Below are 21,022 nucleotides of genomic sequence, written 5' to 3'. Positions count from 1 at the left end.
TCGCCGAGATCCGCGCGGTCGCCGACCGGCACACCGCAGCGCTGCCGCCCGCAGATCTCGACGCCGTCGGTCACGCCGAGTGGCTCGAAGGACTCGAACGCGGTTTCGCCGCGCACCACGCCGGTCTGATCCCGGCCTTCCGTCACACCGTCGAGGAGTTGTTCGCCCGCGGTCTCGTGCGGGTCGTGTTCGCCACCGAGACCCTCGCCGTGGGCGTGAACATGCCGGCGCGCACCGTCGTCCTCGAACGCCTCGTCAAACCCACCGCCGACGGACCGGTGCGCCTCTCCCCCGGCGAGTACACCCAGCTCACCGGTCGTGCCGGACGGCGCGGCATCGATGTCGAAGGCCACGCCGTCGTGCTGTGGAGTCCCGACGCCGCCCCCGCGACCGTCGCCGGCCTCGCCGGCGCACGCTCGTACCCGCTCCACAGTTCGCTGCGCGTCGGCTACAACACCGCGGTCAACCTGGTCGCCGGTCGCGGCATCCCCGGCTCCCGCGAGTTCCTGCGACGCTCGTTCGCCCAGTTCCAGGCCGAACGATCCGTCGCGGCGCTCACCGACGCCGTCCGCGCGAACACGACGGCCCTGCGTGATCTCGACACCGAACTCGGGGACGTCGAGGGCTTCACCGAGTACCGGCACCTGTGCGACCGGCTCGCCGAGGCACGGCGCTCCGGTTCGGCCGAACTGGTGACGTCACTGGCACGGGCGGTGCGGTCACATCCCGCACATCGACGCGGCGACAGGGAGCGCCTCCTCGCCCTCTCCGCGCGACGCGCCGCGGTGCACAGCGACACCGAACGGATGCGGTCGCAGATCGATACGGTCACCGGACGCCTCGTCGAGACCTTCGATCGCACGCTGGATCTGCTCGAGGAGCGGGGTTATCTGCTCCGCGACCCGATGGGCGGGTCGGCCTACGTCACCGACGACGGCCGTCGCCTGGGCCGGATCTACTGCGCGAACGACCTTCTCGTCGCCGAATGCGTGCGGACGGGCGCGTGGTCGGGGCTGACACCGGCCGAACTCGCCGCCGTCGCCTCGAGCGCTCTGGGCGAGACCCGTCGCCGTACCATCGGAGTCCCGGGACGCACCACCCCGGCGATCGATGAAGCGCTGCGCGCCACCTCACGGTTGTGGAGCGAACTCGCCGGACGCGAAGAGCGTCTCGGCCTCGAAGTGGGGCCGGATCCGGATCCGATCGCCGTCGCCGCGATCCACCGCTGGGCACGCGGTGACGGACTCGCCGCCGCCCTGCGCACCGCGTCGGACGCGGGGCTCTCGGCGGGCGATCTGGTCCGGCGCTATCTGCGCACCCTCGACCTCGTGGATCAGACCGGACTGTGCCGACGCGACGATCTGCCGCCGGTCTCGTTCACCCTGACGTGAGAACTGCAGCTCAGCAGGATCCGCGGTATCGAGAGCTCTAGGGCATCGAGTACTCGACGGAGCACAGCCGCTCCGACAGTTCCCACAACCTCCGCGCCAGGATCTCGTCGCGTGACCGCGAGGTGGACTGCACCCGCTTCGGCCGGCCGCGCATCTCGAAGAAGGAATCCGGCCCGTAGTAGCCACCCGACTCCGCATCCGGCGAGGTGGCCGCGTAGAGCGTCGGGAGCGCACCCTGCTGCGGGGACTGCCCGATGATCGGGGTGACGAGTTCGACGATCTTCCCGTGCCAGGACTCGCTGCGGTACTGCAGATTCGTCGACGAATAACCCGGATGCGCGGCAAGCGAACTCACGCTCGATCCGGCGGCGGTCAGGCGCCGCTGCAGTTCGTACGCGAACAACAGGTTCGCGAGCTTCGACTGCCCGTAGGCGAGCCACCGCTCGTAGCGGCGACGTTCCCAATTGATGTCGTCGAGATCGATGCTGCCGATGCGGTGCATCGTGCTGCTGACCGTCACCACCCGGTCGGTGATGCGGTCGAGCAGCAACCCGGTGAGCGCGAAGTGGCCGAAGTGATTGGTCCCGATCTGCATCTCGAAACCGTCGGCCGTCCGCCGCAGCGGTACCGCCATGACGCCGGCGTTGTTGACCAGGACGTCGATACGCTCGTGCTCGGCACGCACCTCGTCGGCGAACGCACGGATCGACGAGAGATCCGCCAGGTCCAGACGGCGCACGGTGGCGCGGTCGCCGAGATCGGCCGCGACCGACTCACCCTTGGCGACATCGCGGCACGCGAGCACCACCACGGCACCGGCGTGCGCCAGCGCCCGGGCGGTCTCTGCACCGAGTCCGCTGTTGGCCCCCGTCACGACCATCGTGCGTCCCGACAGATCCGGAATATCGTTCGTGGTCCACCCCATGCCCGCCACCCTACGGACGCGCGCCGCGTGGCGACACCCCCATTTCCGGCGTCGACGGGCCCGATGGATCGCATCCTCGCCGTGGGGCGCACCTGCTCGTAGACTTCCCCGGAACTCACGACCGCAGGCGCGCGGGGGCGCATGCACGACAGGGAGGTTCCATCGATGGGGCACCACCCCGGACGTCCGGACCGCGAACTCGCCGCAGCGTTGCGGAACGGGGAGCCGGACGCCACGGCAGCGGCCTTCGACCGTTTCGCCCCCGGCCTGTACGCGTACGCGTGCGGCTTCGTCGCCGTGTCGTCGGCCTCGGACGTGGTATACGACGCGGTCTGGACGGCGACCGCGCGGATCCGGTCGCTGCGCGACGAGAGTCTCCTGCGGGCCTGGCTCTACGCCGTGGTCCGTGCCGAATGCATCCGCGTGCTCGAGCGCACCGGCTCCGCCCTCGAATATCTCCCCGCGGCCGACCCCACCTACCAGGCCGCTTCCGACGTCCTCGACGTCCGTGAGGCGGTCCACCTGCTCGACGGCACCGCCCGCGAGGTCGTCGACCTCACGGTCCGGCATCACTTCTCGTCCCACGAGATCGAGGCGATGCTCGGTTCCGCCGGCGACGGACGTGTCCTCGCCCATGCGCAGGACTTCGTCGACCGCGCGGTGCCCCGCGTGCCGAATGCGCTCGGAGCGTTCTCGCTTCTCCCCTTCACCCCGTTGCCCGCGCACCTGCGTGGACGGCTGCTCGCGGTGCAGCCCTCGGAGGCGGAACTGCTCGATCTCGGGCGCCGGCTCGAACCGCTGGACCGGGAGGGCTTCCCCCGTCGCGATCGCCGGGCGAAGCGCACCGTTCCCGTCATCGCGGCATCGGTGGCGGTGTTCGCGGTGCTGGGCGTCGGTGCGTTGTTCGTGTTCCCGCAGGCCGAGCCCGTCGAGCGGCAGGTCCTGCGTCCTGCGGCCGAACCGACGCTCGACATGGGGTCGCCGGTCGCGACGAGCACGACCGCAGCGACGACCGAGACCACGACCACCGAGCCCGCGGAGACGACGACGGGGGAACCCGAGGTCGAGGCACCGGTGGTGACCACCACCTCGGCAGCGACCGCCGAGCCCGCTGCGGAATCCACCGCCGCTTCCACCACCACGGCGACGTCGACCGCCGGTGGCTTCACCAGGCGCGGCGGGCCGGGTCGCGGGACCGAGCCGGACGAGGACCGCCCGCGCCGGGACACCGAGGAGAGCGACGCGCCGAGCACCGGGACTCCTCGCCCCACCACCACGGGTACGCCCACCACGCCGCGGCCGAGGCCGACGCTGCCGACCTTCCCTCCGCGCGGCGGCGCGTGAGGTGTGCATCCCTGTCACACGGCGGAGACGAGGACGTAACACGACGGGTCTACCTTCGCGGAGTCGAGCACTCGCATTCCGGTGACGAAGGAGGACCCGGTCGTGGCACCACACCGTAGATCCGCGTTGCTGGACGAGCTCCGCGTCGACGTACCGGGTCGCCCGCAGGACGTGATCCTCGAGGAGCTGCGCCGCGCCTTCCTCTCGGGAGCCGCACCCCCGGGCACACCGATCCCCGTAGGGGAGGTCGCGGAGTTGTTCGGGGTGAGCCGCATCCCGGTCCGGGAAGCACTCAAGACCCTCATCGGCGAAGGTCTCGTGACCCACCGGCAGAACCACGGATACATCGTCGCCCAGCTGACGATCGCGGAGCTGCGCGAAATGTATCTCGTCCGTGAGACTCTCGAATCGGCGTCGCTCGCGGCGGCCGTGCGCAACGCCACCGAGGAGGACGACCGGCGCGTCGAGGAGTCGCACCGTCTTCTCGAACGCGCTGTGCAGGAAGGCGACTCGCGTGGCTATCACCGCGAGAGCCGCGTCTTCCACATGGCCCTCACCAGGCCGTCCCGCATGCACCGCCTGTTGCACATGCTCGAATATGCCTGGAACATCACCGAACCCGTTCAGCCGATGGTGCACGTGAGCGATTCCGAGCGCGCCGAACTCCATCGCGAGCACGAGGCGATGCTCACCGCTTTCCTGGCGCGCGACACCGACGCGTTGCTCACGGCGTCCGAACACCACAACCGGCATCTCGACGTCGCCATCTCCGGCCTCACCGCCGAATCCGGCCTGCTTCCCGCGGAAGATATACAGTTCGGGTAACTCTCCGGCAATATCGCCCCGTTACGGTCTGCGCATCGGAATTCACCATCGCCGTTGATGTTCCGTCGATCGATTCGACTCCGCCCACCGGCCTCGCACCGGGGCACGGGCGGCTCCCCCTCGCACAGGAGCAGGCATGACCGAAGTGCTGACACCGAGCGCCGGTAGCGTCCCCACCGCACCCCCGCCGCCCGCGACCGGATACGACCCGCGGTTGACCAACGACGACCTCGCCCCGTTGAAGAACCAGCGGTGGGGTTCGTACAACATCTTCGCGTTCTGGATGTCCGACGTCCACAGCGTGGGCGGGTACGTCACCGCCGGCAGCCTGTTCGCTCTCGGTCTGGCCAGCTGGCAGGTCCTCGTGGCCCTGCTCGTGGGCATCACGATCGTCTACTTCTTCTGTAATCTCGTCGCCAAGCCCAGCCAGGTCACGGGTGTGCCCTATCCGGTGATCTGCCGCAGCGTCTTCGGCGTCCTCGGCGCGAACATCCCCGCGATCATCCGTGGTCTGATCGCGGTGGCGTGGTACGGGATCCAGACCTTCCTCGCCTCGGCGGCACTCGACGTGGTGCTGATCAAGCTGTTCCCCTCGCTCGCGCCCTATGCGGTGGTCGAGGACTACGGGTTCGCCGGCCTGTCCGCACTCGGATGGGTCAGCTTCCTGACGCTCTGGGTGCTGCAGGCCTGCGTGTTCTGGCGCGGCATGGAGTCGATCCGGCGGTTCATCGACTTCTGCGGCCCGGCCGTCTACGTCGTGATGTTCCTGCTGTGCGGTTATCTGATCTCCCAGGCCGGTTGGAGCGCAATCGATCTGACCCTCGGCGAGGTCACGCACACCGGATGGTCGTCGGTGCCGGTCATGCTCGGCGCGATCGCCCTGGTGGTCTCGTACTTCTCCGGCCCGATGCTCAACTTCGGCGACTTCTCCCGGTACGGGAAGTCCTACGCCGCCGTCAAGAAGGGCAACTTCCTCGGTCTGCCCGTGAACTTCCTGGTCTTCTCGTTGCTCGTCGTGATCACCGCGTCGCTCACGCTGCCCGTCTACGGCGAATTGATCACCGACCCCGTCGAGACCGTCGCCCGCATCGATTCGACCTTCGCGATCGTGCTCGGCGCACTGACCTTCGCCATCGCCACGATCGGCATCAACATCGTCGCGAACTTCATCTCCCCGGCCTTCGACTTCTCGAACGTCAGCCCGCAGAAGATCAGCTGGCGCGCCGGCGGCATGATCGCCGCGGTGGGCTCGGTGCTCATCACCCCGTGGAATCTGTACAACAACCCCGAGGTCATCCACTACACCCTCGAAACCCTGGGCGCGTTCATCGGTCCACTGTTCGGCATCCTCATCGCCGACTACTACCTCGTGCGCAAGCAGAAGGTGATCGTCGACGACCTGTTCACGATGTCGGAGAAGGGTGCGTACTTCTACCGCAAGGGCTATAACCCGGCTGCGGTGATCGCAACCGTCGTCGGCGCCGTGGTAGCGATGATCCCCGTGCTGTTCAACGATGCGCCCGGCATGGGAACCGCCGCCCAGTACAGCTGGTTCATCGGCTGCGGTCTCGGTTTCGTCGTCTACCACCTGCTCGCGACCCGCACCCGCCTCGCAGTCCGTCTCCCCGACCGGGTCGCACAGGAAGCAGTCTGATCCTCCATGTTCATCAAGGTCGTCAACCCGAACACCACGTGGTCGATGACCGCCACGATCGAGGCGTGTGCCCGGGCCGTCGCAGGTCCGGGCACACGCGTCGAGGCGGTCAGCCCTACGATGGGACCTCCGTCGATCGAGAGCCACTACGACGACGCGCTCGCCGTGCCGGGCATCCTCACCGAGATCGAGAAGGGTGAACGCGACGGCGTCGACGGCTACGTCATCGCGTGTTTCGGCGATCCCGGGCTGGACGCGGCGCGCGAGCTCGCCGGCGGGCCCGTCGTCGGCATCGCCGAGGCCGCCATGCACACCGCCGCGGTCCTGGGGCGCGGATTCTCCGTCGTCACGACGCTGGCCCGCACGACCGGACGCGCGTGGGACCTCGCGCACCGCTACGGCATGCGCGACGCGTGCCGGGGCGTGCACGCGTGCGACCTGCCGGTGCTCGCCCTCGACAGCGATCCCGACGCACGCAAGATCGTCACCGAGGCGTGCCTCGACGCCCTGTACGAGGACGGTTCCGACGCCATCGTGCTCGGCTGCGCCGGGATGGCCGACCTGTGCGCGCACATCTCCGCGGAGATCGGAGTGCCGGTGGTGGACGGTGTCGCGGCCGCGACGCTGACCGTGCAGTCGCTGGTCACGATGGGGCTGGCGACCGGCAAGCGAGGAGAGTTCGCGGCTCCCCCACCGAAGCGCTATGCGGGACTGCTCGACGGGTTCACGACGGGCGGGTGAAGCCCCTCCCGTGTCCTCACAGCCGGTGAAGCCCCCTACGATCGGGACGTGCCGTCCATCCACCATGCACCGCTGAGGAAGACCGACCCCGAGAGCCTGTACCGGATCATGGCTCTGCGGACCGACGTGTTCGTCTTCGAGCAGGGCATCACCAGCGAACCGGAACTCGACGGCCGCGATCTCGACCCGACCACCGAACTGTTCTGGACGCGGGAGGGCGACGAGGTCCTTGCGACGCTGCGCGTGCTCCACGACGACGGGGACATCGCCCACATCGGCCGTGTCGCCACCGCCCGGCACGCACGCGGGCGCGGCCTCGCCGCGGAGCTGATCGAGGCGGCGCTCGGGACCTGTCCGGGAGTCGTCGACATCTCGGCGCAGGCGTATCTGGAGCACTGGTACGCGCGATTCGGGTTCGTGCGCACCGGAGCGAACTACCTCGAGGCCGGGATCGACCACGTGCCGATGCGCCGCACCCCGTGACCACAGGGCGCCCGTCGGGGTGCGGTCACGGGGTGCGGGCGACGACGCGTATCAGCCGATCTCGAAGTGGACTCCTGTGAGTTTCTCCGACAACTCCCACAGCCGCGTCGAGGTCTCGCGGTCGCGGGCGCGACGCCCCACGCCGGCGACACCGGGCGCTCCGTAGAGCAGGAGACGCGGACCGATGTAGCCGCCCGCGATACCCGGATCGGAGGCGGCGAGCACGACCGATTCGGCCCCCTGGTCCGGGGTGCGCTGCAGGATCGTCTTGCCGAAACCGAACAACCGGTCGAACCACGTCCCCGTGTGACTGCCCACCTCGGTCGCCGCGTAGCCCGGATGGGCCGCGACGGCGCGCAGCGGTGAGCGGACCGCGGCGAGGCGTCGTTCGAGCTCGAGCGCGAACAACAGATTCGCGAGCTTCGACTGTGCGTACGCCGCGGCGCGGTTGTACGGGCGGCGTTCCCAGTTGAGGTCGTCGAGATCGATCCGGCCGATCAGGTGGGCGGCGCTCGACACCGTGACGACACGACCGGTGATGCGCGGTAACAGCAGTCCGGTCAGGGCGAAGTGTCCGAGATGGTTCGTTCCCATCTGCATCTCGAACCCGTCGGCGGTGCGACGCAGCGGCACCGCCATCACCCCTGCGTTGTTGACCAGGACGTCGATCCGCCGATCGGCGAAGGCGTCCGCGAAGGCACGGATCGCCGAGAGGTCGGCGAGATCGAGCGACATCATCTCGGCCCGGGGGCCGATCTCCTCGGCGATGCGCTTGCCCCGGTCGACGTTGCGACCGGTGAGGACGACGGTGGCGCCGGCAGCTCCGAGGGCCCGGGCCGTCGCTTCGCCCACACCGCTGGTGGCGCCCGTCACGACGACGGTGCGACCGTCCAGCGATGTGGTGGCGTCAGGCGCCAATCGAGGACTTGAGCATCGGGAGCATCGCCCACAGCTCGTCCTGCCAGTAGCCCCACGAGTGGGTACCGACGATCGGGAACGAGAAGTGTGCGGTGTCGATGCCCAGGGTCAGCAGGCGCACCTGGAAGGCGCGGTTCTGCGTGCGGGCGAGCGCTTCGAGACCCATGGCGTTGGTCGTGTTGAAGCTGCCCACCAGCGAGCTCGGCCGGTCGTACTGGCCGGGCAGGCCGCTCGCCGCGGAGATCCACATCGGCAGGCCGCGCAGTTGCGGCGCCGCGACGAACGGGTCGTGACGCAGCCACGCCGGGTTCCAGGGCGGTCCCCACATCGCGTCGGCGTTGTATCCGCCGGCATCGAGCATGGCGAGACGGATGGCCTCGCGCATACCCGGGGCCGAGAGGTTGAGGTAACCCGAGAGCGAGCCGGCGAACTTGAACTGGTCGCGATGGTAGGCAGCCAGGATCAGCGCCGCGTTACCGCCCATCGACAGGCCGACCACCGCGTTGTTGTTGCGGTCGATGCCGTAGACGTTCGCGAGATGGTCGGGGAGGTTCTGAGTGAGGAAGGACTCCCACTTGTAGGTGTAGGGCTGGCCGTTGAAATTGCTCGGTGCGTACCAGTCGGCGTAGAAGCTCGACTGCCCGCCCACCGGCATGATCACGTTGACGCCGTGATCGGCGAGCCACGCCGCGTTGGTCTCGTGTTCCCAGCCGCTCACGTCGTCGGTAGCGCGCAGACCGTCGAGCAGATAGACGGCCTTGTTGCTGCCGTTGTTCGCTCGCCAGATGCGCACCTTGATCGCCCCGACCCCACCCGGTGCGGCGACCATGTCCTCGTGGAAGCGTTCGTACGGATCGGCCGCAGCCGTGCCGGCACCGAGCCCGCTGAACGCGAGGGCCAGCGGAAGCACCAGCGCCGCCACCAGCAGTCGTACGAGAGCGCGTCCCCCCCGCCGACGTGTTCCGGTCTTCGCCGAAATCGTCACAACAAGCTCCCCTTGCACTCCAGTAACATTCTTCACTTCCGTCCCAGGGTATCGACGGTGCAGAAACCTTAAGCAGGCTTGCACACAATCGTTATCGTGGAAAGTCCGGCAGCGTTATCGTCCGGCCTTCGGCACTCGCATTCCGGTCGCACCGCTAGCCTGACGATCCGTGCCCGAAGCTCCCCTCCCCGTTCGCGACGGCCTGAACCCCACCCGCCTGCGACTGCCGGATAATCCCAGCTGGGAGACCATAGCGGAGTTCCTGCTCGCGCGCTTCCCGAGCGATGCGACGCGCATCGCGGAGAAGATCGAGTGCGGCGAAGTGGTCGTACAGGACGGCACTGCGATCACGTATTCGACTCCGTACGTCCCGCGCGAATTCGTGTATCTCTACCGTGATCCGCCCGCCGAACAACGCGTGCCCTTCGAGATCGACATCCTCCACCGCGACGAGAACCTGCTCGTGGTGGACAAGCCGCACTTCCTGGCGACCACCCCGCGCGGCTCGTGGGTGACGGAGACCGCCGTCGTCCGGTTGCGCAAGGAACTGGAGTTGCCCGAACTGTCCCCCGTCCATCGTCTCGATCGGCTCACGGCGGGCGTTCTGGTGTTCACCGTCCGGCGCGAGGCGCGACGCGCGTACCAGATGTTGTTCGACCGGCGTCTCGTCGAGAAGGAGTACGAGGCGATCGCCCCGGCGGCGCCGAATCTCGACTTCCCTCGCGAAGTCCGCAGCCGCATCGTCAAGGAACGCGGCGTGCTGCAGGCACGCGAGGTCGGCGGTCCCGTCAACGCCGTCACCCGGATCGACGTCACGGGCACGGCCGGCGGTCGTGCGCGTTACCGATTGCGTCCCGAGACCGGCCGGACGCACCAACTGCGGGTACACATGAACTCTCTGGGAATCCCCATTCTCGGCGACAACCTCTATCCGAAGGTGTACGAGGTTGGGCCACAGGATTATTCGAATCCGCTGCAGCTTCTGGCCAGATCCTTGTCGTTCCACGATCCGATCACAGGTCGGCCGACCCGCTTCGTAAGCCGACGAAACCTGGCAGCATGGAGTAACAACACACCAGGACCCCGCTGACCGGCGAGTTCTCGTCTTGGAGGTTCCCATGGAAATCGGCAGCATCTCGCGTACCTATGACGGGCGGGTGGCCCTGCGGTTCGAACGCTCGTTCCCCCACCCGCCGGAGAGAGTGTGGCGGGTCCTGACCGATCCGCAACATCTCCGCGCCTGGTTCCCTGCCGACGTCGAGTTCGAGCTCACACCCGGCGCCACACTCGAATTCCGCTCGACACAGGAACAGACCCGCCGTTTCGGCCTGCCGGAAGGGCACACCACCATGGGCAGTGTCCTCACGGTGCGGCCCGCACGGATCCTGGAATACCTCTGGGACACCGACGTTCTGCACTGGGAACTCACTCCGGACGGCTCCGGCGGGTGCTGGCTCACCCTCACCCACACCACCGACGACGAGGAGGACGCCCTTGCACACGGCGCCGCCTGGCACGCCGGGTTCGAGGTGGTCGAGGCCCAATTGGAGGAACGCCCGGTCGACTGGTCGATCTGGGACCGCGCAGCCGAACTGAGCACGCACTATCAGGGCAGCTCGGGCTGATCGCCCGGCTCGGAAGTCGGGCCGATCGCCCGGGTGGAATATCCGCCTAGCGGCGCGCCCCACGTCGCGCGGGAGCCGAACCGACGCCGTCGAGGTCGCGCTCCCGCGCGGTCGTGCGCGCCACGATGCGCGCACCCCAGGCACCGATCGCGTCCCAGTCCCGGAAGTCACCGGAAGGGGCGCCGACCATCCTGACGACCATCCGTTCGCCGGTGCCGAGCACCGCCGGATCGAGCTTCCCCGGGAAGGTGCGATGTTCGACGGCCTCGATGCGTTCGGCGACGGCGCACGCGTCGTAGCACGTGTTCACCGACCTCCCGCCCGAGGCGACGGGACCCGACGAGAACAGGTAGACGTCGCGTTCGCGCAGTTCGGCCGCGTGCCGGTCGGAGAACTCCCGCGCGCTGCGCAGCCAGCGACTGCGGTAGACGGCGCTGCCGAGCACCACGACGTCGTACGCGTCGACCTCGTCGACGTGCTCGGGCGCGTTCACGTCGACCTGCGCGCCGTGGTGGCGCATCGACGCGGCCAGCGCTGTCGCGATCTCCGCGGTCGAACCGTGCCGACTGGCCACCGAAACAAGAACCTTCATCACTACCTCCGGACCCGCGTCGAACCATGATCACCCCGGAACCGGGCCTTGACCAGGGCCGAAGTGCCCTTTGCCCGGTATCGGCAGATCACAGTCGGACGAATCCCCTCATATCGGACCGCGTGGCAAGGTGGAGGCAACGCGCACCGAGAGGAGCAGATGGATGCCCAGCACATCGTCGGCGACCGTCGCGGAGGAGGCGGAACGCAAGTACTCCGCCACCGGCGACCGGCCGCTTCCGGACCTGACGGGACTGCCGTCCGTCGATACGATCGACGTCGACCGGTTCGAGTTGTCGGCCCAGTACTACGACACCGCCGACCTGCGCCTGCNNNNCTCGAAGATCACGCTCCGCAGGCGCGAGGGCGGCGACGACGCGGGATGGCATCTCAAACTGCCCTCCGGTGTCGACACCCGCACCGAACTGCACTTCCCCCTCGGCGACGACTCGGCCGAGGACGTTCCCGCAGACCTCGGGTCCCTGTTGCGCGGCATCCGCCGTGGCGCCCCGTTGAGCCTGGCCGCTCTGCTCGTGACCCGACGACATCGGCACCGGCTCCGGTCGTCCGACGGCGGCTTCGTCGCGGAGGTGGTGGTCGACGACGTCGACGCCGTGCGCAGCGCCGACGGATCCGAGATCCGCTGGAAGGAGATCGAGGTCGAGTGGAATTCCACCCTCGGCGACAAGACGATCGGCCGATTCCTCACAGCACTCGAGGAACGCTTCGCGACCGTCGGGATCACCCGTTCGGAGAGCCCGTCGAAGCTCCACCGCGTGCTCGGCGACCTGATCCCCGCCCGCCCGCCGATCGCGAAGGGCCTGATCCCGATACGCGACTATCTCTCGAGCGAACTGCACACCCTGGGGTTGTCCGACATCGCCGTCCGCCGCGACGCACCCGACGCGGTGCACAGCATGCGCAAGGCCGCGCGGCGTCTGCGCAGCGCACTGCAGACCTATTCCGACGAGATCGTCGTGGATCACGATCTCGTCGACGAACTCCGTTGGCTCGGAAGACGTCTCAGCCCGTCACGTGATCTCGAGGTCCAATGGGAACGGCTCGCGGATCGCGTGGCCGACATCCCGGTCGAATCGCACCGGGAAGCGACGAGAGCCCGTATCGACGAGTACTTCTCGGCACGGTCGGAGGCCGCCCGCCTCGAAGCAGTCGACACACTGGACTCGGACCGGTACGTCGGGCTGCTCACCCGCCTCGACGCGGCGATCACCGACATCGCGCCCGCCACAGAAGCGGCGGGGGCACGGCCGAAGGTGGCACGGAAGGAACTGTTGCGCGCGGTCGCAGCGCTGTCGAAGAAGGTCTCGCGCCGCGTCGACAGGGTCGGCGACGCCGAGAACCCGGCGGAGCGCGACGCGCTGATGCACCGGGCACGCAAGGGCGCCAAACGGATGCGGTACGCCATCGAGGTGATCGCGCCGCTGCATCCGAAGCGTTCCGGACGGATCCTCGACCGGTTCGACGACTTCCAGGATCTGCTCGGTGAATTCCAGGACTCGGTCGTGGCGCGGGAACACCTCCTGGACATGCTCTCCGAGCAGGGCCACACCGCCGAGACCAGTTTCGGGCTCGGGATCCTGTTCCGGATCGAGACCGAGATCGGCGACGCGCAGGCCGCACATCTGGACAGCGGATGGCGGAAGGCCTACCGCTCCGCCCGCCGATTGTGGACCTGATCGAGGCCGGAAGGCTCTGGTCGGGGCCTCCCCGATCGGGGATCATGAAGATCGTCGACACCGGGTCACGGCCGCTTCGTGGCGGTAACGTGGCCTCGGGCCGACCTGCGCGCGGGAAGCCGCGCGTCGCAACGAGAAGGAGACATCGATGAGCACACCGACCACCCGCAAGGCAGTCGTCGCAGGCGTCGACGGCTCCGAAACGGCTGTAGCGGCAGCGCGGTGGGCCGGAGCCGTCGCGTCGCGCATCGGAGCACCCCTCCACCTCGTGCACTCGATGCCCCCGGAGGGCATCTTCTACAGCGAGGCCGCAGTGCTGGTGCAGTCGCAGATGATCCAGCAGCTCGAGGAGGACGGCAAGAAGCTCCTCGCCGACGCCGCCGAGCGAGTCCGCGCAGATCACCCCGAGCTCGAGATCAGCAGCTTCATCGGTCCCGGTCCCGCAGCCAAGTCGCTGCTCGAGGCCGCCGAGGACGCACGCCTGGTCGTCATGGGCGCCACCGGTGCGGGTGCGCTGGAGAACTTCCTGCTCGGCTCCACCGTTCTGCGCGTCGCGAACCATGCGCCCTGCCCGGTGGTCGTGTGGCGCGGCAACACCGATTCTCCGCTGCCCGATTCCCGGCCGATCGTCGTCGGTGTGGACGGCAGCGAATTGTCCGCTGCCGCAGTCACTCACGCGTTCAATCTCGCGTCGGCCCTCGGGGTTCCGCTCCGGGCAGTGCACTCCTGGCTCGGTGACGCCGCACTCGGTGTCGGCGCCACGGCCGCACTGGTCGATTGGGATGCCGTGGAGACCTCGGAGACCGCGGTTCTCGCCGAGACGCTGGCCGGCTGGAGTGATCGCCACCCCGAGGTCACCGTCGAGCGTGTGATCGACCGGGGCCCGGCCTCGAAGGTCCTGCTCGCGCACCTCGACGACGCCCAGCTCGTCGCAGTCGGAAGCCACGGACGTGGCCAGTTCCGCGCCGCCCTGCTCGGATCCACGAGCCAGAACCTGCTGCACAAGGCTCCGTGCCCGGTGCTCATCGCCCGCAAGGTCTAGAACCGACCGTTCCGGGGCGACGGGGATCGCTTCGACGAAGCGATCCCCGTTCGCTGTTCTCGGGGCGCGATCACCAGGGCGCCGGACCGAGCACGCTCTCCAGCCGCGCCGCGTCGACGGTCTCGACACCCGTATCGATCGCCGCTGCCTCCGGCCACGGATCCCGCCGACGGAGTTGCTGTTCGAGCACGGCGGGGGTCGCATCGGAGGCATCGTCGCCGCGCTCGGCTCGGGATGCCATCCGTCGCAACAGGATTCTCTTGTCGGCACGGCACTCGATCTCGATCACGTCCACGGCAGCACCGTCCGCGACCTTGCGGGCCGCGTCGCGCTGCCCGGACGACAACCAGGTCGCGTCCAGCACGACGGATCGTCCCCGGGCGAGAGCGGTCTCGGCACGGCGCAGCAGTTCGCGGTAGGTCGTCTCCGAATGCGCCGGTGCGTACAGACCGGCATCCGTACCGTCGCCGGTGCGGTCGGTGGGTTGCAGACCCGCCAACTCCTTGCGGACGACGTCGCTGCGCAATACATCCGCTCCGAGATACGCACCGACCGTGCGCGACAGTGTCGTCTTGCCGGTCGCGGAGACACCACCGACGAGCACCATGCGCACGCGTCCCCGGTCGAGATGTCCCTCGAGCAGCTCGACGAAACCGGTCGCCGTTTCCCGCGCCGCTGCATCACCCTGCTCGTAGCGCAGGGCGGTCACCTTCGCGCGCACCAACGCTCGATAGGCGATGTAGTGGTGCACGAGAGAGGAGGGCGGGTGATCGCCCGAGACCTCACCGTATTGCTCGAGCAACCGCCGTGCTGCGGGTTCGGCACCGAGACGTTCGAGATCCATTGCGAGGAAGGCGAGATCGAGTACTGCGTCGCCGTAGCGCAACTCGTCGTCGAACTCGAGGCAGTCGATGATGCGCGGACCGTCGTCGAGACAGAAGATGTCGTCGGCGAGCAGGTCGCCGTGTCCGTCCACGGCCCGGCCCGCCGCGATGCGTTCGTCGAACAGCACCGTCCGGCCGGCGAGGTAACGGTGCACGGACTCCCGGATCCGCGCCAACGCCCCGGAACGATCCGCTCCCACCTCCAGCCGGCCGAGATGGTCGAGACTGAGATCCCACAGCTCGGCGACGAAATCCGCGGAGGCACACCGGTCGATCTCGGGACCGTGCGGCGAGGAGGCGTGCAGGGCGGCGACCTGCCGTGCCACCTCGTCGATCACCGCCGACACGTCCTCACCTCGGCGGACCGCCGCGGCCAGGCGCCGGTCGTCGGGCAGCCGCACCATTTCGACGAGGTGCTCGCACAACTGTCCGTCCGGGCCGTGAACGTCCGCGACACCCAGATAGACGTCCGGTGCGAGACGCCGGTTGAGCTCCACCTCCCGGTGGCAGATCCGTTCACGGGCCTCACGCGTGCGGTTGTCGAGGAAGCCCAGGTCGAGCGGCTTCTTCAGCTTGTGCACGCGGTCGCCGACGAAGAAGACCACCGACGAATGCGTCTCCCTCACCCCCGCGTAGCCGACACCCTCCGGTCCGGCACCTGTGGTCACTGCGCCCTCCCTGTCGTCGGCGGCTCCCACCGAGTCCTCTCGTCCACCACATTGTCGTTCAGACACTCCCCCGGTGCATCTGCACAGCGCCCACCGGTGCATCTGCACAGCGCCCACCGGTGCATCTGCACAGCGCCCACCGGTGCATCCGCACAGTGTGTGCGTTCTCGTCCGGATCGCCCGAACGAACCGGCCGCGACAGGTAGCTTTCACACCGGGGCGACTTCTGGACGGGGTGAGATGAGAAACGATCAACCGAGCCGGGTACGAGGAGACGACACCGTGCGGGCGGACGACGGACCCACGGTGGCGGTCGTCGCGTACACGACGGCTCTCGAACGGACGATGATCGAGGAGTGGCTGCGCTCGGACGAGCTTCCCGCCGAGTACCGCACGCCGACCCGCCCCGAGTCGCTCGACCTCGACTCACGGGTGCTCACCGAGGAGCTCGTGACCCGCACCGACGATCCGCTGATCCTGCCCGTGCGGGTCGTGTGGCTCCCGGCAGAGCGCGACGGTGCGCGGCGTGTCCGGTTCTCCGACGTCCTCGCCCTCACGAACCCGCGCAATCCGAATCTGCTGCTGCAGAAATGGCTCGTGCGCAAGGGTGCCGACCGCTACCGGATCGTCGTCGCGCAACCGGCCCGCCTGTCCGAACTGCGGGACGCGCTCAGGGTGGAGGGCGGTGACGGCGACGACGGGGCACTCGCGCGGTACGTGACCCGTCGCGCCGTCGTCGCGCTCGAACGCGCGGAGCGAGCGGTGATCGGCGACCGCTACAAGGTCCCGCGGCTCGTCGCCGCCCAGATCATGGACTCGCCGATCTTCCGGCGCCGTCTCGACGAGATCGCCGCCGAGCACGGCCTCTCGCGCGCCGAGGTCGAGTCGCGGGCGCGCAGTTCGCTCGACGAACTCGTGGCCGTGCAGTCACGACTGGTCACCGACCTGTTCACGCAGGCGATGCGGCCGCTGCACTCGTCGGCATGGACCGTGCACGCCGACGAGGCCGGTCTGCGCGCACTGCGCGAGTCCAACCGCCGGTACTCCCTGGTCTTCCTGCCCTCGCACCGGTCCTACGCCGATGCCTTCGTGTTGGGCGACATCCTGGCGGCGAACGACTTCCCCGGCAACCACATCATGGGCGGGGCCAACCTCACCTTCTGGCCGATCGGTCCCGTCGCCCGCCGCACCGGCACGGTGTTCATCCGGCGCAGCTTCGCAGACGACGACGTCTACAAGGCCGCGCTCGAGGAGTACTTCGCGTTCCTGCTGAGCAAGCGGTTCAACCTCGAGTGGTACTTCGAGGGCGGCCGGACCCGCACCGGCAAGCTCCGGGCCCCGCGCTACGGACTGCTCAGCTACGTCGCCAACGCGATCCGCGGCGGACGCGTCGAGGACGCGATGCTGGTGCCGGTCTCGATCACCTACGAGGGACTCGCCGAGGTCGCGGCGGTCGCCGCCGAACAGACCGGCGCGACGAAGAAACCCGAAGGCCTGGGATGGCTGGTGCGCTACGCCCGCAATCAGCGCAAGCGGGCCGGGAACGTGTACGTGCGGTTCGGCGATCCCGTGTCGATGCGCGAACTGCTGGTCGCCGGTGGGGATCCGGACCTGACCGCCCCGGCGCTGGCAGCCGACCCGTCCGCGGCGCCGACGGATTCCGAGGAGATACAGGTGCTGCGCCGCAAGGCGCTGCAGAAGGTCGCCTTCGAAGTCGCGGTCGGCATCAACTGCAACACTCCGGTGACGGTGAACTGCCTGGTCACCCTGGCCCTGCTCGGTGTGCGCGACCGCTCGCTGACGCTCGAGGAGGTGCGGGCCGTGATCGCACCTGTCCGCCGTTATCTCGATCGCCGCGGTGTCCCGCAGGGCGGGCTCCACATCCTCGACGTCGAGGGTGGGCTCGAGGACGTGCTCTCGTCGCTCACCCACGCGGGGGTGGTCACCACCTACGCCGGCGGGGAGGAACCGGTCTACTCGATCCAGCCGGGTCAGCATCTCGTCGCGGCGTTCTACCGCAACAGCGGCGTGCACTGGTTCGTCAACCGGTCGATCATGGAGCTGGCCATCCTCTACGCGCACGCCAATCCCGGCGACGATCCAGCCCGGGTGGCGTGGGAGGAGGCGAAGAACCTACGCGACCTGCTGAAGTTCGAGTTCTTCTTCCCCGACCGAGACACCTACGAGACCCAGATGCGCGACGAGCTCGCCTGGCTCGTCCCGTCCTGGGGCGACACGCTGCCGACGAAGGACGAAGCTCTGACCGGTCTCGTCGAGACCGGCTTCTTCATGTCGCACCGCACGCTGCGATCGTTCTTCGACGCGCAGCTCGTCGTCGCCGAGCGCCTCGCCGTCCGGGATCCGGAGCTCGAGGTCGACCGCGCCGCCTTCCTGTCGGAGTGTGTGGCGGTGGGCCGGCAGATGCTGCTGCAGCGCCGCCTGTACGGGCCGGAATCGGTGTCGTCGGAGTTGTTCGCGTCCGCGCTCGACCTGGCGCGCAATCGAGGATTGCTCGACCACGACGAGGACCCCGAGACCGTCCGCGAGCGCAGGAAGGCATTCGCAACGGAGCTGTCGGAGTTGGCCCAGCGGGTCGCGCTGGCCGAGTCGCTCGACGTGTCGAACAGAAAGGTGGAACGGTGAACCTCGAGCAGGCCCTCGAACGGGTGCGCACGGGTCCGCAGGGACCCGAGGTGGCGGCCTTCTTCGATTTCGACGGCACCATCGTGCACGGCTTCTCCGGTGTCCACTTCTTCCGCGACCGGGTGCTCGCCGGGAAGGTCTCCGCATCCGAACTGGCCGCGACGATGATCAACGGGATCCGCGGGACGGAGACCGAGGAGGACTTCGAACGCTTCGTCGCGATCGCCTTCAAGGCGTGGCGCGGTCACACCGAGGACGAGCTCTACGAGATCGGCCGCCGGCTGTTCATGACGACGATCGCCGGACACCTCTATCCGGAGGCGTGGCAACTCATCGGCGCGCACCAGAACGCGGGCCACACGGTGGTGATCGCCTCGTCGGCGTCCCGCTACCAGATCCAGGCCGCCGGGGACGCGCTGGGCGTCGAGCACATCCTGTTCACCCCGCTCGAGGTCGAGAACGGTGTGCTCACCGGACGGGTCGACGGGAAATCGTTGTGGCGCAGCGGCAAAGCGGAGGCGGCACGCAATTTCGTCGAGACACACGGCATCGACGCCGAGGCCAGCTACACCTATTCCAACGGTGGTGAGGACGTGGAGTTCCTGGCCGTCGCCGGCAACCCCACAGCCACGAATCCCGATCGCACTCTCACCCGATTCGCCATCGAACGCGACTGGCCGATCATGCGGTTCCGGCCGCGCGGTACGCCGGGCGCCCGCGAACTCGTCCGCACCGCCGCCGCCTACGGCGGAATGTTCGGCTCGGTGTGGACGGGCCTCGGTCTCGGTCTGATCAACCGCAGCCGCAAGACCGCGCTGGACTCGATCATCAGCATCGGCACCGAGGTCTCCCTGGCCCTGGCCGGAGTGGACGTACGCATCGTCGGGGAAGCGAATGCGTGGGCCGCCCGGCCGGCGGTGTTCATCTTCAACCACCAGAGTCAGCTCGACCCGGTGGTGCTGGCCAAGGTCCTGAGGCAGGACTTCACGGGCGTGACGAAGAAGGAGATGGCCAACGACCCGCTGTTCGGGCCGCTCCTGCGGTTCGTCGGCGCCACCTTCGTCGACCGCACGAACACCGAGCGGGCGGTCGCGGCGCTCGGACCCGTCGTCGACACCCTCCGCGAGGGGACGTCGATCGTCATCGCCCCCGAGGGCACGCGCTCACTGACCCCGGCGATCGGCAGGTTCAAGAAGGGCGCCTTCCACATCGCGATGCAGGCCGGCGTCCCGATCGTTCCGGTCGTGATCCGCAACGCCGGCGAGATCCTGTGGAAGCACTCGACCCTGCTGCGGTCGGGCACCGTCGACGTGGCGGTGCTCGAACCGATCGACGTGAGCGGCTGGTCGCGCGAGAACCTCGGCAAGCACATCGCCGAGGTCGAGGACCTCTACCGCCGCACGCTGTCGAGCTGGCCCACCGAATAGATGACGAACGAGACCGTGACACCCGAGGAGCCGGACGACGACGGACCCGACGAGAGCCCGCACGGTGAGAACGGGCCGCTCACCCCGAAGCGACGCCGGTATCTCAAGTGGATCGTCGGCGCTCTGCTCGTCGTGGTGCTCACCGTCGAGATCGTGCTCGTGTGGCCGGAGCTGTCCGACAGCGTCCGCGGCCTCGGGCATCTCCACTGGGGCTGGGTCGCGGCGGCGGTGTTCGCGTCGATGGCGGAGATGTCGACCTTCGCGCGGGTGCAGCGGGCGCTGCTGTCCGCGGCGGGCGTGAAGGTCTCGCAATGGCAATCGCTTTCGGTGGCCCTCGCGGCGAACTCCATGAGCGTGACGCTGCCGGGTGGACCGGTGGTCGGGACGACCTTCACCTATCGGCAGATGCGGCACTGGGGCGCACCCCCGGTGGTGGCGACCTGGCAGCTGGTCATGGCCGGTCTCCTGCAGGCCGCCGGACTCGCACTGCTGGGCCTCGTCGGCGCTCTGCTCGTCGGCGCCAGCAACAACCCGTTCTCGCTGATCTTCTCGATCGGCGGTCTGCTGCTGCTGGTCGTGCTCATCCAGTACGCGGCCGGCAATCCGGGTTCGTTCGAATCGATCGGCCTGATCGCCCTGCGGAGCCTGAACCGTTTGCGGAAGAAGCCCGAGCAGGCGGGTGCGCGGGCGTGGCGGAAGATCGTCGGCCAGTTGAGCGCGGTGCAACTCGATCGTCCGCATGCGGCCCGCGCGTTCGGCTGGTCGCTGAGCAACTGGGTGTGCGACGGTGCGTGCCTGGCGTTCGCCGCATACGCGGTCGGTGGCGCGCCGAGCCTGGCCGGTATCGCCGTCGCCTACGCGGCCGGAACCGCCACCAGCCGTGCCATCCCGCTACTCCCCGCCGGTCTGGGTGTCATGGACGCCGTGCTGGTCCCGGCGCTCACCGCCTCCGGCATGACCGGCGCGCAGGCCCTGTCGGCGGTGGTCGTCTACCGGCTGATCAGTTTCGTGCTCGTCGCTGCCGTCGGCTGGATCGTCTTCGCATTCCGCTACCGGAACGTCGGCGAGGAGGGGGACGAGGACGAGACTCCCCCGGACCTGCGGCTCTGGGACGACGACTGAAGGCGCCGACCCGAAAAGATCGCCCGCGCGCCGGTCGGGGCGCTAGCGTTGTCCTCC

The 21,022-nt window shown here is 68.6% G+C and carries 17 protein-coding genes and 1 pseudogene (1 of these 18 running past the window's edge); 13 read left to right on the top strand and 5 right to left on the bottom strand.

The features are described from left to right. Positions 1 to 1,391, top strand: a pseudogene (locus tag ACLBYD_RS15265) (DEAD/DEAH box helicase); it begins 913 nt to the left of the window's first position. 37 nt (positions 1,392 to 1,428) lie between these two features. Here the strand turns inward: ACLBYD_RS15265 and ACLBYD_RS15260 are convergent. Continuing rightward, entirely contained in the window at positions 1,429 to 2,316 is an 888-nt protein-coding gene (locus tag ACLBYD_RS15260) for an oxidoreductase (RefSeq protein WP_447817101.1), read from the bottom strand. Positions 2,317 to 2,481: 165 nt separating this feature from the next. Between ACLBYD_RS15260 and ACLBYD_RS15255 the strand changes: the two genes are divergently transcribed. The 5 genes from ACLBYD_RS15255 (at position 2,482) to ACLBYD_RS15235 (ending at position 7,363) form a co-directional block, all read left to right on the top strand. Continuing rightward, positions 2,482 to 3,660 carry an RNA polymerase sigma factor gene (locus ACLBYD_RS15255; protein ID WP_447817100.1) on the top strand — a complete coding sequence of 393 codons (1,179 nt, stop codon included), beginning with the start codon at positions 2,482 to 2,484 and terminating at the stop codon, positions 3,658 to 3,660. A 102-nt stretch (positions 3,661 to 3,762) separates the two neighbouring features. Next, positions 3,763 to 4,485, top strand: coding sequence for a GntR family transcriptional regulator (locus ACLBYD_RS15250; RefSeq protein ID WP_024103048.1), 723 nt, complete (start codon positions 3,763 to 3,765; stop codon positions 4,483 to 4,485). A gap of 136 nt (positions 4,486 to 4,621) precedes the next feature. Beyond that, entirely contained in the window at positions 4,622 to 6,139 is a 1,518-nt protein-coding gene (locus tag ACLBYD_RS15245) for an NCS1 family nucleobase:cation symporter-1 (protein WP_060651946.1), read from the top strand. A gap of 6 nt (positions 6,140 to 6,145) precedes the next feature. Further along, positions 6,146 to 6,880 carry an aspartate/glutamate racemase family protein gene (locus ACLBYD_RS15240; RefSeq protein ID WP_024103047.1) on the top strand — a complete coding sequence of 245 codons (735 nt, stop codon included), beginning with the start codon at positions 6,146 to 6,148 and terminating at the stop codon, positions 6,878 to 6,880. Positions 6,881 to 6,928: 48 nt separating this feature from the next. Beyond that, the gene (locus ACLBYD_RS15235; RefSeq protein ID WP_019289985.1) at positions 6,929 to 7,363 is read left to right on the top strand and encodes a GNAT family N-acetyltransferase; all 435 of its coding nucleotides are present in this window, start codon (positions 6,929 to 6,931) and stop codon (positions 7,361 to 7,363) included. Between the two features lie 51 nt (positions 7,364 to 7,414). Here the strand turns inward: ACLBYD_RS15235 and ACLBYD_RS15230 are convergent, their stop codons facing one another. Next, complete coding sequence (locus ACLBYD_RS15230) at positions 7,415 to 8,281, bottom strand: oxidoreductase (protein WP_230809734.1); 867 nt, start codon at positions 8,279 to 8,281, stop codon at positions 7,415 to 7,417. After that, complete coding sequence (locus tag ACLBYD_RS15225; RefSeq protein ID WP_258259643.1) at positions 8,271 to 9,266, bottom strand: esterase family protein; 996 nt, start codon at positions 9,264 to 9,266, stop codon at positions 8,271 to 8,273. Before ACLBYD_RS15225 ends, ACLBYD_RS15230 begins: the two co-directional genes overlap by 11 nt. A gap of 169 nt (positions 9,267 to 9,435) precedes the next feature. Between ACLBYD_RS15225 and ACLBYD_RS15220 the strand changes: the two genes are divergently transcribed. Both ACLBYD_RS15220 and ACLBYD_RS15215 read left to right on the top strand, forming a co-directional pair. Beyond that, positions 9,436 to 10,356 carry a pseudouridine synthase gene (locus ACLBYD_RS15220; RefSeq protein ID WP_447817099.1) on the top strand — a complete coding sequence of 307 codons (921 nt, stop codon included), beginning with the start codon at positions 9,436 to 9,438 and terminating at the stop codon, positions 10,354 to 10,356. A gap of 28 nt (positions 10,357 to 10,384) precedes the next feature. Beyond that, the gene (locus ACLBYD_RS15215) at positions 10,385 to 10,891 is read left to right on the top strand and encodes an SRPBCC family protein (protein WP_060651943.1); all 507 of its coding nucleotides are present in this window, start codon (positions 10,385 to 10,387) and stop codon (positions 10,889 to 10,891) included. 46 nt (positions 10,892 to 10,937) lie between these two features. On the opposite strand, the gene ACLBYD_RS15210 is transcribed toward ACLBYD_RS15215, so the two are convergent. Beyond that, positions 10,938 to 11,483, bottom strand: a complete 546-nt coding sequence (locus ACLBYD_RS15210; RefSeq protein WP_338109888.1) for a flavodoxin domain-containing protein — start codon at positions 11,481 to 11,483, stop codon at positions 10,938 to 10,940. A 163-nt stretch (positions 11,484 to 11,646) separates the two neighbouring features. Here ACLBYD_RS15210 and ACLBYD_RS15205 point away from each other — a divergent pair, with 163 nt between their 5' ends. Both ACLBYD_RS15205 and ACLBYD_RS15200 read left to right on the top strand, forming a co-directional pair. Beyond that, entirely contained in the window at positions 11,647 to 13,179 is a 1,533-nt protein-coding gene (locus ACLBYD_RS15205; RefSeq protein ID WP_447817098.1) for a CYTH and CHAD domain-containing protein, read from the top strand. 148 nt (positions 13,180 to 13,327) lie between these two features. Further along, a complete protein-coding gene (locus tag ACLBYD_RS15200; RefSeq protein WP_447817097.1) occupies positions 13,328 to 14,221 on the top strand; it encodes a universal stress protein in 894 nt (297 codons plus the stop codon). Between the two features lie 70 nt (positions 14,222 to 14,291). Here the strand turns inward: ACLBYD_RS15200 and ACLBYD_RS15195 are convergent, their stop codons facing one another. Further along, entirely contained in the window at positions 14,292 to 15,803 is a 1,512-nt protein-coding gene (locus ACLBYD_RS15195) for a bifunctional aminoglycoside phosphotransferase/ATP-binding protein (RefSeq protein ID WP_447817096.1), read from the bottom strand. Between the two features lie 315 nt (positions 15,804 to 16,118). Between ACLBYD_RS15195 and ACLBYD_RS15190 the strand changes: the two genes are divergently transcribed. From ACLBYD_RS15190 to ACLBYD_RS15180, 3 genes are read left to right on the top strand one after another with little or no spacing between them, the layout of a single operon-like run. Next, the gene (locus ACLBYD_RS15190; RefSeq protein WP_447817137.1) at positions 16,119 to 18,416 is read left to right on the top strand and encodes a glycerol-3-phosphate 1-O-acyltransferase; all 2,298 of its coding nucleotides are present in this window, start codon (positions 16,119 to 16,121) and stop codon (positions 18,414 to 18,416) included. Continuing rightward, positions 18,413 to 19,843, top strand: coding sequence for an HAD-IB family hydrolase (locus ACLBYD_RS15185; RefSeq protein ID WP_447817095.1), 1,431 nt, complete (start codon positions 18,413 to 18,415; stop codon positions 19,841 to 19,843). Before ACLBYD_RS15190 ends, ACLBYD_RS15185 begins: the two co-directional genes overlap by 4 nt. Next, positions 19,844 to 20,965 (top strand): lysylphosphatidylglycerol synthase transmembrane domain-containing protein, encoded by a 1,122-nt coding sequence (locus tag ACLBYD_RS15180; protein WP_447817094.1) that lies wholly within the window; start codon positions 19,844 to 19,846, stop codon positions 20,963 to 20,965. It begins immediately after the preceding gene. Positions 20,966 to 21,022: the final 57 nt, after the last annotated feature.

Source organism: Rhodococcus sp. C26F (assembly GCF_053345925.1).
This window is presented reverse-complemented; position numbering and strand designations above follow the sequence as displayed.